At 65.0% G+C, this 12648-nt stretch carries 11 protein-coding genes; 2 read left to right on the top strand and 9 right to left on the bottom strand.

Annotation, left to right across the window (positions count from 1 at the left end; translation table 11 throughout):
• Position 1: 1 nt before the first annotated feature.
• The 6 genes from phoB to pstS are packed head-to-tail and all read right to left on the bottom strand — an operon-like array spanning position 2 to position 5268.
• Positions 2-694: a phosphate regulon transcriptional regulator PhoB gene (gene phoB, locus ACN9MV_RS14195; protein WP_007836652.1), complete on the bottom strand. Its 693-nt coding sequence runs from the start codon at positions 692-694 to the stop codon at positions 2-4.
• A 27-nt stretch (positions 695-721) separates the two neighbouring features.
• Positions 722-1423: a phosphate signaling complex protein PhoU gene (gene phoU / locus ACN9MV_RS14190; protein ID WP_093054321.1), complete on the bottom strand. Its 702-nt coding sequence runs from the start codon at positions 1421-1423 to the stop codon at positions 722-724.
• A gap of 16 nt (positions 1424-1439) precedes the next feature.
• A complete protein-coding gene (pstB, locus tag ACN9MV_RS14185) occupies positions 1440-2219 on the bottom strand; it encodes a phosphate ABC transporter ATP-binding protein PstB (RefSeq protein WP_021007056.1) in 780 nt (259 codons plus the stop codon).
• A 20-nt stretch (positions 2220-2239) separates the two neighbouring features.
• Positions 2240-3124, bottom strand: coding sequence for a phosphate ABC transporter permease PstA (gene pstA / locus ACN9MV_RS14180; protein ID WP_093075052.1), 885 nt, complete (start codon positions 3122-3124; stop codon positions 2240-2242).
• Positions 3121-4203 carry a phosphate ABC transporter permease subunit PstC gene (gene pstC / locus ACN9MV_RS14175; protein WP_093054317.1) on the bottom strand — a complete coding sequence of 361 codons (1083 nt, stop codon included), beginning with the start codon at positions 4201-4203 and terminating at the stop codon, positions 3121-3123. The genes pstA and pstC overlap by 4 nt, the downstream gene beginning before the upstream one ends.
• 30 nt (positions 4204-4233) lie before the next feature.
• Complete coding sequence (gene pstS, locus ACN9MV_RS14170; protein ID WP_093054315.1) at positions 4234-5268, bottom strand: phosphate ABC transporter substrate-binding protein PstS; 1035 nt, start codon at positions 5266-5268, stop codon at positions 4234-4236.
• A 260-nt stretch (positions 5269-5528) separates the two neighbouring features.
• Here pstS and ACN9MV_RS14165 point away from each other — a divergent pair, with 260 nt between their 5' ends.
• Positions 5529-7049 carry an exopolyphosphatase gene (locus ACN9MV_RS14165; protein WP_426392786.1) on the top strand — a complete coding sequence of 507 codons (1521 nt, stop codon included), beginning with the start codon at positions 5529-5531 and terminating at the stop codon, positions 7047-7049.
• A gap of 21 nt (positions 7050-7070) precedes the next feature.
• On the opposite strand, the gene ACN9MV_RS14160 is transcribed toward ACN9MV_RS14165, so the two are convergent.
• The 3 genes from ACN9MV_RS14160 to ACN9MV_RS14150 are packed head-to-tail and all read right to left on the bottom strand — an operon-like array spanning position 7071 to position 10757.
• Positions 7071-7532, bottom strand: a complete 462-nt coding sequence (locus tag ACN9MV_RS14160) for a SixA phosphatase family protein (RefSeq protein ID WP_176928784.1) — start codon at positions 7530-7532, stop codon at positions 7071-7073.
• A gap of 19 nt (positions 7533-7551) precedes the next feature.
• Positions 7552-9873: a polyphosphate kinase 1 gene (ppk1, locus tag ACN9MV_RS14155; protein WP_426392785.1), complete on the bottom strand. Its 2322-nt coding sequence runs from the start codon at positions 9871-9873 to the stop codon at positions 7552-7554.
• Positions 9870-10757 carry a GNAT family N-acetyltransferase gene (locus ACN9MV_RS14150; protein ID WP_093174123.1) on the bottom strand — a complete coding sequence of 296 codons (888 nt, stop codon included), beginning with the start codon at positions 10755-10757 and terminating at the stop codon, positions 9870-9872. The genes ppk1 and ACN9MV_RS14150 overlap by 4 nt, the downstream gene beginning before the upstream one ends.
• 172 nt (positions 10758-10929) lie before the next feature.
• Between ACN9MV_RS14150 and ACN9MV_RS14145 the strand changes: the two genes are divergently transcribed.
• On the top strand, positions 10930-12612 hold the full coding sequence (locus tag ACN9MV_RS14145; protein ID WP_426392783.1) for an FAD-dependent oxidoreductase: 1683 nt from the start codon (positions 10930-10932) through the stop codon (positions 12610-12612).
• Positions 12613-12648: the final 36 nt, after the last annotated feature.

Raw genomic sequence — 12648 nt, 5'->3', positions numbered from 1 at the left:
GTCAAACCGTGACTTGGGCGGTCAGGCGGTAGCCCGCTCCGCGGACGGTTTCGACCATCGGCGCAGCCGCACCCAGCGATTCGCGCAGGCGCTTGACGTGCACGTCGACCGTGCGCTCTTCGATGTAGACGTGGTCGCCCCATACCTTGTCGAGCAGCTGAGCACGGCTATGCACACGCTCGGCATGCTGCATCAGATAGGCCAGCAGCTTGAACTCAGTCGGCCCGACCTTCAGGGCACCGCCCTGCCAGGTCACGCGGTGCGTGGAGGTGTCGAGTGCGAGCTCGCCGATCTCGACGCGCTCCGTGACCACTTCCGGTGCCCGGCGGCGCAGCACCGCACGGATGCGGGCCAGCATTTCCTGGGTCGAGAACGGCTTGGTGATGTAGTCGTCGGCACCAGCATCGAGGCCGGCGACCTTGTCGGGTTCGTCACCGCGCGCGGTCAGCATCAGGATCGGGATGGCCTTGGTGCGCGGGTCCTTGCGCCACTGGCGCGCGAGCTGCAGGCCGCTTTGGCCGGGCAGCATCCAGTCGAGCAGGATCAGATCCGGCAGGAAGGCGTCGATCTCACGCTGGGCCGCAGCACCATCTTCCGACCAGATCGGCTCGAAGCCGTTGTGGCGCAGGTTGACGGCGATCAGCTCGGCGATCGAGGACTCGTCTTCGACGATAAGGACACGGGGTTTCTTCATGCTTTCTTGGGAGTCTTGCCGCTGTTGTTACTGCAGCGCGGACTCGATTTCCTGCATCGAAGTGTGCCGCACATCGGCGCCCTTGACGATGTAGATGATGAATTCGGCGATGTTCTTGGCGTGGTCGCCAATGCGTTCGATGGCCTTTGCCAGGAACAGCAGGTCCAGGCTGGCGGAGATCGTGCGCGGGTCTTCCATCATGTAGGTGACCAGCTTGCGCACGAAACCGTCGAACTCCTTGTCGATCAGGTCGTCGTCCTTGAGGATGGACAACGCTGCGGAGGTGTCGAGCCGCGCGAATGCGTCGAGCGCCTTGCGCAGCAGGCCCGAGGCCAGGTCCGCCGCGATACGCAGCTCGGTCGTCGGCAATTGCCGGGCCGAACCGCTCTCGATGATCGACTTGACCATGCGCGCAATCTTGTTGGCCTCGTCACCCACGCGCTCGAGGTTGGCGGTGGTCTTGCTGATGGCGATCAGCAGGCGCAGGTCGCGTGCCGTGGGCTGGCGGCGCGCAATGATCGAAGACAGCTCGCGGTCGATGTCGATTTCCATCGCGTTGACGCGCTGCTCGGTCTCCATCACGCGGTCGGCCGCTTCGACGTCGAACTGCAGCAGCGCGTACACGGCCTGGTGAATCTGCGACTCGACCATGCCGCCGAGCTCCATCACGCGCGACGAGACGCCGTTGAGTTCGCTGTCGAACTGGCTGGAAAGGTGTTTCTCGGTCATGTTGTCTCCTTTGACTTCAACCGAAGCGGCCGGTGATGTAGTCCTCGGTCTCCTTGCGCTGCGGCTTGAAGAACATCTGCTCGGTGGCGCCGAACTCGATCAGATCGCCGAGGTACATGTAGGCGGTGTAGTCGCTGCAGCGGGCGGCCTGCTGCATGTTATGCGTCACGATGACCACCGTGTACTCATTCTTGAGTTCGGCGATCAGTTCCTCGATCTTCGCGGTCGAGATCGGGTCGAGCGCCGAGCAGGGTTCGTCGAGCAGCAGCACTTCGGGCTTGATCGCGATGCCGCGCGCAATGCACAGGCGCTGCTGCTGGCCGCCGGAGAGGCCCGAGCCGCTTTGCTGCAGCTTGTCGCGCACTTCGGTCCACAGCGCGGCCTTCTTCAGGGCCCATTCAACGCGGTCGTCCATTTCACTGGCCGAGAGGTTCTCGAACAGCTTCACGCCAAAGGCGATGTTGTCGTAGATCGACATCGGGAACGGCGTGGGCTTCTGGAACACCATGCCGACCTTGGCGCGAATCAGTGCCACGTCTTGCTTCGAGGTGAGCAGGTTCTCGCCATCGAGGGCGATGGTGCCTTCGGCGCGCTGCTCCGGATAAAGCTCGAACATGCGGTTGAAGGTGCGCAGCAGGGTCGATTTGCCGCAGCCCGACGGGCCGATGAAGGCCGTGACCTTGTTCTCGGGAATCTCGAGGTTGATGCCCTTGAGCGCGTGGAACTTGCCGTAGTAGAAATTCAGGTCCTTGACCGAGATCTTCGAGCGCGACGGTTGTGCAACGGTATTTGGCATGTTGTCTTCTTCTGCTGGGTTCAGTGTTTGTTGCGCGTCAGGACCCGCGCCAGGATGTTGAGGGCGAGCACGGCGACAGTGATCAGGAACACGCCGGCCCATGCCAGCTGTTGCCAGTTCTCGTACGGGCTCATCGCGAACTTGAAGATCGTGACCGGCAGGCTGGCCATTGGCTGGCTCACGTCAGCGGTCCAGAACTGATTGTTCAGTGCGGTGAAGAGCAGCGGTGCGGTTTCGCCGGCGATGCGAGCCACGGCCAGCAGCACACCGGTGACCACGCCGGCGCGGGCAGCGCGCAGCGTGATGCTGAGGATGACCTTCCACTTCGGCGTGCCGAGCGCGTAGGCCGCTTCGCGCAGGCCAGGCGGCACCAGCTGCAGCATGTTCTCGGTGGTGCGGATCACGACCGGAATCACGATCAGCGCCAGTGCAATCGCACCGGCCAGACCCGAGAAGGTCTTGAAATAGGCCACCACCACGGCATACACGAACAGGCCGATCACGATCGACGGCGCCGACAACAGGATGTCGTTGACGAAGCGCGTGACCGAGGCGAGCCAGCCCTTGGGGTTGTATTCGGCCAGATAGATGCCGGCCATGATGCCGATGGGCGTACCCACGCAGGTGGCCAGCATCACCATCACGAACGAGCCGAAGATCGCATTCGCGATACCGCCCGCCTCGTTTGGCGGCGGCGTCATTTCGGTGAAGGTGGCGAGGGCGAGGCCGCCCACGCCCTGACGCAACGTTTCCCAAAGGATCCAGACCAGCCAGAACACGCCGAAGGCCATCGCGGCGAGCGACAGCGTGAGCGCGATCTTGTTGACGCGGTTGCGCGAGGCAAACTTGGCCTGGCGCGTTTCGGCCAATGCCTTGGCCGCGAGAAGATTCTGGGCGGTGCTCACGATTTGGTTCCTTCGCTCTTCTTCATCTTGGCCAGCAGCATCTTGGAGAGCGACAGCACGACGAAGGTGATGAAGAACAGCACGAGGCCGAGGTACATCAGCGCGGCCTGATGCAGGCCCGCGCCGGCTTCGGCGAATTCGTTGGCGAGTGCCGAGGTGATGCTGTTGGCAGCCTCGAACACGGAAAGGGAGTTGAGCTGGTTCATGTTGCCGATCACGAACGTGACCGCCATCGTCTCACCCAGCGCCCGGCCGAGGCCGAGCATGATGCCGCCGATCACGCCGGCCTTGGTGTAAGGCAGCACGACCTTGGAAACGACTTCCCAGGTGGTGGAGCCGAGGCCGTAGGCCGACTCTTTCAGCAGCGGCGGCGTCACTTCGAACACGTCGCGCATCACCGAAGCGATGAACGGAATGATCATGATCGCGAGGATGATGCCGGCCGACAGGATACCGATACCCACTGGTGGGCCGGACACCAGCGCACCGAGGTACGGCACGCCGCTGAGCAGCTTCTGCAGCGGCTGCTGCACCCAGGTGGAAAGGATCGGGCCGAACACCAGCAGGCCCCACATGCCGTACACGATGGAAGGCACCGCCGCCAGCAATTCAATGGCCGTGCCCAGCGGGCGCTTGAGCCAGTTGGGCGAGAGTTCCGTCAGGAAAAGCGCAATGCCGAAGCTCACCGGCACCGCGATCACCAGCGCGATGATCGAAGTGGCCAGCGTGCCGTAGATCATGACCAGGCCGCCGTACTCCTCCTTGACCGGATCCCACACGCTGCTCGTGAGAAAGCCGAGGCCGTATTTCGAAATGGCGGGCCAGGCGCCGACAACCAGCGACAACAGGATGCCGATGAGCATCGCGAGCGTCAGCAGCGCGGCGCCCTTGGCGGCCCAGCCGAACAGCCGGTCAGCCATCGGGCCGGAGCGCGGAGCCTTCACGGGCGGCGGGGGTGCAGTAGCACGACCGCGCTCGGCCGCGAGGTCGAGAGAGGTGGTGGCAGCGGGAAAGGTGGATGACACTGGTCGCTCCGGCAAAGACGAAAGCGGCGCGTCCTGGAGCGAAGAATTGCTCATGGGCGCGCCGTCCTGGACTGATAGGTAGATTTACTTGAACGCGACGGCCTTGCCCGACGCATCCTTCACATCACCCCATGCCTTGGCGATGGTGGCCTTCACGGCGTCAGGCATCGGCACATAGTCGAGATCGTCGGCCGTCTTGTCGCCGCTCTTGTAGGCCCAGTCGAAGAACTTGAGCACGGTAGTCGCGTTGGCGGGCTTGTCCTGCACCTTGTGCATCAGGATGAAGGTGGCGCCGGTGATGGGCCATGCGTCCTTGCCGGCCTGGTTGGTCAGCACCTGGTAGAAGCTCTTGCTCCATTCAGCACCAGCGGCGGCGGCCTTGAATGCCGAGTCGTCGGGCGACACGAAGGTGCCGGCGGCGTTCTGCAGCTGGGCGTACGTCATCTTGTTCTGCTTCACGTAGGCGTACTCGACGTAGCCGATCGAGTTGGGCAGGCGGTTCACGAAAGCGGCGACGCCTTCATTGCCCTTGCCACCCGCGCCGGTGGGCCAGTTCACGGCCGTGCCTTCGCCGACCTTGGTCTTCCACTCGGCGTTGACCTTGCTCAGGTAGTTGGTGAACAGGAAGCTGGTGCCCGAACCGTCGGCGCGGCGAACCGGGGCGATGGCGGCGTCAGGCAGGGCCAGCGAACCGTTCAGTGCCTTGATGGCGGGGTCGTTCCACTTGGTGATCTTGCCGAGGTAGATGTCGCCCAGAACCTGGCCGTTGAGCTTCAGCTCGCCGGGCTTGATGCCCTGGATGTTGACCACGGGGATCACGCCACCGATGACGGTGGGGAACTGCATCAGGCCCTTGGCCTGCAGTTCGTCGTCCTTCAGGGGAGCGTCCGAAGCGCCGAAGTCGACGGTCTTGGCTTCGATCTGCTTGATGCCGGCGCCCGAGCCGACCGACTGGTAGTTGATCTTGACGCCGGTGGCCTTGTTGAAGTCAGAGGCCCACTTGGCGTACAGCGGTGCCGGGAAGCTGGCGCCAGCGCCGGTCACGTCTTGTGCGAAAGCGGGAATGGAGAACACCGCGGCCACCAAGCCGGCTGTTGCAAATTTGAACGTCGTTTTCATGAAGCTTCCTTTAGAAGTAAGAAGTAGTCCCTTTTTCGGGCTTGGACGGACTCTAAAAAGCTTGTGTGACATCGGTGTGACACCCCTCTGTCGAGGGAAAATGCCTTTATTCCCCCGGCGGTTCGTGTGACGCTGTCACATAACCGTCATGCACCGCGCCTAGCCTTCCAAACCTCGCCATTGCGCGATCCGAGAGGTGGCGCGCCCTGTCACGGCGCTACGATCAAACACAAAGACACCGCCTTCTTCTTCAGAACCACATGCAAAACGGCACCCGCCTCGCAGCAGTCGACCTGGGCTCGAACAGCTTCAGGCTCGAAATCGGACAGGTCGATCACGGCCAGATCCACCGCACCGAATATCTCAAGGAGACGGTTCGCCAGGGCAACGGCCTGGACAGCGCGCGCAACCTCACGGCCGAGGCAATGCAGCGAGGCTGGGACGCGCTCGCGCGTTTCGGCGAACGCCTGGCCGGCTTCAAGCGTTCGCAGGTTCGGGCTGTGGCCACGCAAACGCTGCGCGAAGCGCGCAACCGCGAAGAATTCCTGTTGCGCGCACGCACCATTCTGGGCTTCGGCATCGACGTGATCCCGGGCCGGGAAGAGGCCCGCCTCATATATCAGGGCGTGGCGCACATGCTGCCGCACACCGACGCCTCCGACAACGAGCGCCGGCTGGTGGTCGACATCGGCGGGCGCTCCACCGAAATGATCATCGGCCACGCCCTCGAGGCCGACCGCATGGAGTCGTACCGGGTCGGCAGCGTCGCCTGGTCGATGAAGCACTTCGGCGAAGGCCTGTTCACCGCCAGCGCCTTCCGCGCGGCCGAAGTGGCTGCCAAGGCCGTGCTCGACGACGCCCTCGCCACTTACACCCGCGACCAGTGGGATGTGGCCTACGGCGCCTCCGGCACCATCGGCGCCGTAGGTGACGTGCTGGCCGCAGCGGGTGGCAAACCCGGCCTCGTCACGCGCGAAGGCCTCGACTGGCTGCTCGACCGCCTGCTCAAGGCCGGCAGCGCCGACAAGCTGCGCATCGACGGCATGCGGGAAGACCGCAAGGCCGTCATCGGCGGCGGTGTGAGCGTGCTACGCGCGGTGTTCGACCTGCTCGGCATCCAGGAAATGAAAGTCGCCCAGGGCGCTCTGCGCCACGGCGTGCTCTATGAATTGCTGGAACGCGACGAAAGCGTGGCCGACATGCGCACCGCCACGGTGGCGCGGCTGGCCAATCGCTTCACCGTCGACACGGCACAGGCCAAGCGCGTGGGCGAAACGGCCGCTGCGCTGTTCGTGCAGCTCTCCCCCGCCGCGCGCGGCGGCAGTACATCAAGCCGGGCTGGCCGGGCATTGCGCAAGCTGGGCTGGGCGGCGCAGTTGCACGAGATCGGCACGCTGATCTCACACAGCGACTATCACAAGCACGGCGCCTACATCCTCGACAACACCGACGCGCCCGGCTTTGCGGTGAACGAGATGCACGCGCTCGGCCAGTTGGTGCTGGGCCAGCGCGGCAAGCTGCGCAAGCTCGAAGCATCGCTGGACGATGAGACCTTCGTGATGCAGTTGCTGTCACTTCGGCTCGCGGTGATCCTGTGCCACGCGCGCCGCGACCCTGATCCGCAGGCGCTGCACCTCGCGGCGCTGGGCGCACGGGCCTTCACCATTGTTTGTGCCCCGGACTGGGCCGAGGCGTTTCCGCAATCGGCGCACCTCCTGCGCGAAGAAGTGCTGGCCTGGCAGAAGATCAGCAGTTGGCGCGTCGAGCTCAGCGGCTGCTGAGCCAGCCGCCCCATTAGTTAGTTAGAGCAGTTCCGGCGACTGCACCGTCACAACGACGGTCTGCACATCGCCGTCGCGCTCGCGCGTGCGAATCCACCACAGTGCTCCCTTGCGAACCGGGCAGCTGTCCTGCTTGAGGCCCAGCAGCAGGGAGATAGCCTGCCCCACCGATGGCTGGTGGCCAATCATCAGCACCACCGACTTGCCGTTGGGCCAGCCGGCTGCGCCAAGCAGCGCCTCTGCCGTTGTGTCGGGCGCGAGTTCTGAACGCAGCTTGTATTTGCGACCCAGCGCCAGCGCAGTCTGTTCGCAGCGCCGCGCGGGGCTGCAGATGATGCGCGTGCCGTCCGGCAACTGACGGTCCAGCCAAGTGGCCATCCGCTTGGCCTGCTTTTCGCCGCGCGCGGTGAGGGAGCGCTGCATGTCGTCGCAACCCTCGGTCCAGTCCTCGGCTTCGGCGTGACGCCAGAAGATCAAGTCCATGGTCATCGTCTTTCGATCTTCAGTTGCTGGATGCATCTCTGAGATGCCCTCTGGATGCGTAGCGGTTCATGAGCGCGGCCTGCGCACCGTGGGCCTCGACGACGGGCGATGCGCCTGCCTCGCCCGAATGCGTATCGTGATCGACGCGCGTGTAGATGCCGTCCGCGCCCAAATCCCAGGCGTCGCGCCCGTCATGCAGGTAGGCCACCAGGCACTCGTCGATCAGCCGCTGGCGCAGTCCCGGGTCCGTTACAGGCCACGCCAGCTCGATGCGCCGCATCATGTTCCGGTTCATCCAGTCGGCGCTCGACAGGTACAGCGATTCATCCTCGCCATTGCGGAAATAGAAGACCCGCGAATGCTCCAGGAAGCGACCGATCACCGAGCGCACGCGGATGTTGTCGGTGAGCCCCGGCACCTGCGCGGGCAGCGTGCATGCGCCGCGCACGATCAGATCGATCTTCACGCCCTTCTGCCCCGCACGGACCAGCGAGGCGATGATCTCGTCGTCGGTCAGCGCGTTCATCTTGGCGACGATGCGCGTCGACTGGCCGGCCGCTGCGGCCAGGCCCAGCGCATCGATCTGCGCCACGATGTTCTTGTGCAGGTCGAACGGCGCCAGCCACATGCGGTTGAGCTTGGGCAAGCGGCTCTGGCTCGCCAGATGCACGAACACGGCTTCCATGTCGGCCGTCAGCATCGGATCGGCCGTGAGGTGGCTGATGTCGGTGTAGAGCCTGGCAGTGCGCGGGTTGTAGTTGCCCGTGGACAGATGGCCGTAGCGGCGCAATTGCTTGCCCTCGCGCCGCGTCACCAGCAGCATCTTGGCGTGGGTCTTCAGGCCGACCACGCCATACACCACCTGCGCGCCGATCGATTCGAGCATTTCAGCCCAGTTGATGTTGGCCTCTTCGTCGAAGCGAGCCTTCAGCTCCACCACTACCGTGACTTCCTTGCCGCGGCGCACGGCTTCGCGCAGCAGATCCATCATTTCTGAATCAGCGCCCGTGCGGTAGATGGTCTGCTTGATCGCCAGCACCTGCGGGTCGAGCACCGCTTCGCGCAGGAAGGCCAGCACGCCCTCGAAGCTTTCGAAGGGCTGGTGAATCAGCACATCGCCGCGCTGCAGCCGCTCGAAGAACGACTGCCCGGGCGACAGCGCAACGGGGTAGGAAGCCGGATACGGCGGAAAGCGCAGTTGCGGCTCGTCGAGCAGGTCGGCCAGTTGCGTGAGCCGGGCCAGGTTGACCGGGCCATGCACGCGGTACAGCGCCTCGGGCGGCAGGTTGAACTGCGCCAGCAGGAAACTCGCGAGAGACTCGGCGCAGCTCGCCGACACTTCCAGCCGCACGGCCTGGCCATAGTGCCTGTGCTGCAGCCCCTGGCGCAACGCGGTGCGCAGATTCTTGACGTCTTCCTCGTCCACCGCAAGGTCGGAATGCCGGGTAACGCGGAACTGCGAGAAATCGCCCACCTCGCGCCCCGGAAACATGCTCGCCAGATGCGCGCGCACCACGCTAGACAGTGCCACAAACAGCGTCTTGCCATCCGACACCTTGGCCGGCATCTTGATCAGACGTGGCAGAACTCGCGGCAGCTTGACGATCTGGATCGGGTTTTCGCGCCCGAAAGCATCCTTGCCACCCAGCCTCACGATGAAGTTGAGCGACTTGTTGGCCACCTGCGGGAACGGGTGCGCCGGGTCGAGGCCGACCGGAATCAGCAACGGGCGCACTTCGCGCTCGAAATACTCGCTGACCCACTTGCGCTGCGCCGGGTTGCGCTCGCCATGCGAAATGATGTGGATGCCGTGCGTCGCGAACGTCGGCATCAGCTCGTCGTTGTACAGCGCGTACTGGCGCGCCACGAGCTTGTGAGCCGCCTCGGCCAGCCGTTCGAACGACTCGACCGTGTAAGTGCCCTTGTGGTCCCCAGCGCTGCCCGCGATCAGGTGCGGCGCGGCGCGGACCTCGAAGAATTCATCGAGATTCGACGAAACAATGCACAGGTAGCGCAGCCGCTCGATCAGCGGCACCTCTTTGCGATGCGCCCAGTCGAGCACACGCTCGTTGAACGAAAGAATGCTGTGGTCGCGGTCCAGCAATGTGAACGTTGGTGCCGCAACGTCAAGCGACGGATCTGCGGGGGCGGGTGACATGGGCACTGATTCTGGAGCAAGCGGCACAGGAGAACACGTAGGCTGAAATATGACAGTGTCAGCCCCTCTTGTGACAGTTCCATGACTATCCCGTGACGCCTCTGAGCCAGCCGCGTGCTGGCTGGCAGCGCCAAGCGTAGAAGCGGGCGGCCCGGTTTCGGGCCGGTCGGCCGCCGGCTTCATGCGCCCAGGAAGTGCTTGCGGTAGCGCGCCGGCAGATCGTCGATGCGCATCAGCATCGGCAGGTCGGCGGCGTTGAAATCCGGATCCCAGGCGGGCGCGCCGAGCACCTTCGCACCCAGGCGCAGGTAGCCCTTGATGAGCGCCGGCGGCTCCACGTCGAGCGTGCTGTCGAGCCGCTCGACCGGCAACGGCAGGCGGGGCTGCACCTGATACTGGATCGGTGCCATGTGCTTGGCCGACACCTGGCGCCAGATGCTGGCCGCGGCGTCGCCATTCGTGACACCGTTGTGTGACATCGGAATGCTCGCGCAACCGATCATCGTGTCCAGTTTGTTGCGGTGCATGAAGCCAGCCAGCGCACCCCAGAGTGCGAGGATCACGCCGCCCTGGCGGTGGTCGGGATGCACGCAGCTGCGGCCCAACTCGACCATGCGCTCGCGCAGGTCGCGCAGGCGGGTGAGGTCGAATTCAGTATCGCTGTAGGTGCTGCCCACGCGGCGGGCCTGGGCGGGTGTGAGCACGCGATAGGTGCCGATGACCTGCCCGGTCAGTTCGTCGCGCACCAGCAGGTGTTCGCAGAAGTCGTCGAACAGGTCGATGTCGTGGCCGGCCAGCGGCGACGAAACCCGGGCGCCCATTTCGCCGACGAACACGTCGTAGCGAAGGCGTTGGGCAGCGCGCACGTCGTCAAGGTGGCGGGCCCAGCCCACGGTGATGCCTTGCTTGGACTCGACGGCCGGCGGCAGGATGACAGCGGGCGCCTGAGGCACCGATGTGCGGGCAGCAGCAACAGCGGTAGACACACCGGTTGCAGGAGCGGGCCACAAGGCCGCGCGCAGCCCGATCTGCGAAAGCGGAAACGTCGGGTTGGGCAGTTCTTTCATGGGGAACCCTTTCTGCCGAGGGAGTCTCCGCACCTGCGATGAAGCGGGCATGTCAGGAACATTGCAGGCACGTGACGTTGTTACAGCCCGAAGCCGCCTGTGAAACGCCTGCAAACCGCTTGGCGCCGCTTCGTCGTCTAATGCGGTGGATTCGCGAAATGGAGCTCCACCTATGGCCACCACCAACGCAACCGGCACCGACAGCAGCCGCCTTCACCAGACTTTCCCCGTCCTCAGTGACACTGAGATTGCGCGCATTGCACGCTTTGGCAGTGTTCAGCAATTCGCACGCGGCACCAGACTATTTACCGCAGGCGAAACCGGCCCCGGCATGTTCGTGCTGCTGAAAGGCGTTGTCGCCGTCACGCAACGCGACGGCCTTGGTCATGTGGTGCCGATCGTGCGACAAGGGCCAGGTGAATTCCTGGCCGAAGTCGGCCAGCTGAGCGGCCGCCCTGCCCTGGTCGACGGCCATGCCGACGAAGACGTCGAGGCGCTGCTCGTATCGCCCGCGCAACTGCGTGCGCTGCTGGTGGCCGAAGCCGACTTGGGCGAGCGCATCACCCGCGCGCTGATCTTGCGGCGCGTGGCGCTGATCGAGTCCGGCGCCAGCGGCCCGGTGCTGATCGGCCAGCCGCAGTCGCCCGACATGGCACGGCTGGAAAACTTCCTTCGCCGCAACGGCTATCCATATCACCTGGTCGACGCCGCCGAAGACCCCGACGCGGCCGCGCTGCTCGCGCAGTACGGCGCCAGCAAACTGCTGGCCGTGTGCCCTGACGGTTCGGTGCTGGTCAACCCGGCCGACGAGGCGCTGGCGCGCTGCCTCGGCATGGTCGACACCGCCGAGCGCAACGAGTTGTTCGACGTGGCCGTTGTCGGCGCCGGGCCGGCCGGCCTGGCGACCGCTGTTTACGCGGCCTCGGAAGGCCTGCGCGTGATCGTGCTCGACTGCCGCGCCTTCGGCGGCCAGGCCGGCGCCAGCGCGCGCATCGAGAACTACCTGGGCTTTCCGACCGGCATCTCGGGGCAGGCGCTGGCGGGGCGCGCATTCGTGCAGGCGCAGAAGTTCGGTGTCGAGATGCTGATTCCGGCCAAGGTCGTGTCGCTCGACTGCTCGCGCGACAACCCGCTCGAAAGCCTTGCCATTGCGCTGGCCGACGGCCGCACGATCCATGCGCGCACGGTGGTCATCGCCAGCGGCGCACGCTACCGCCGCCCCGACGTTCCACGCCTCGCCGAATTCGAAGGCCGCGGCGTCTGGTACTGGGCCTCGGCCATCGAGGCAAAGATCTGCTCTCAGCAAGAAGTGGCGCTGGTCGGCGGCGGCAACTCGGCCGGCCAAGCTGCGGTGTTCCTGTCGCGCCACGCGGCCAAGGTCAACGTGCTGGTGCGCGGGCCGTCGCTGGCGGCCAGCATGTCGCGCTACCTGATCGACCGCATCGAGGCCACGCCGAACATCTCGCTGCAGCCGCACACCGAGCTCGTACGCCTGCATGGCGGCTCCGACGAAGGCCTCACTGGCGCGACATGGCGTTGTCACACCTCGGGCAACGAACATGACTGCGCGGCACGCAACATCTTCCTGTTCGTCGGCGCAGAGCCTGAGACTTCGTGGCTCGACGGCTGCGGGGTGGCGGTCGACAAGCACGGCTTCGTGCTGACGGGCACCGCCGCCAGCAGCGGCTTTCCGGCGCGGCCGTCCACGGCGCTCGAATCGAGCGTATCGGGCGTGTTCGCCGTGGGCGACGTGCGCTCGGGCTCGGTCAAGCGTGTGGGCGGCGCCATCGGTGAGGGCGCGGCCGCGGTCGCGCTGATTCATCAGCACCTGTCGCAGGCCTCGGCCGTCGCCTGAAGCGCGCCCCCAATCAATCCATCGTCAAGACAAAGG

Source organism: Variovorax sp. R-27 (genome assembly GCF_049913215.1).
In the GTDB taxonomy this organism is placed as follows: Bacteria; Pseudomonadota; Gammaproteobacteria; order Burkholderiales; family Burkholderiaceae_C; genus Variovorax.
This window is presented reverse-complemented; position numbering and strand designations above follow the sequence as displayed.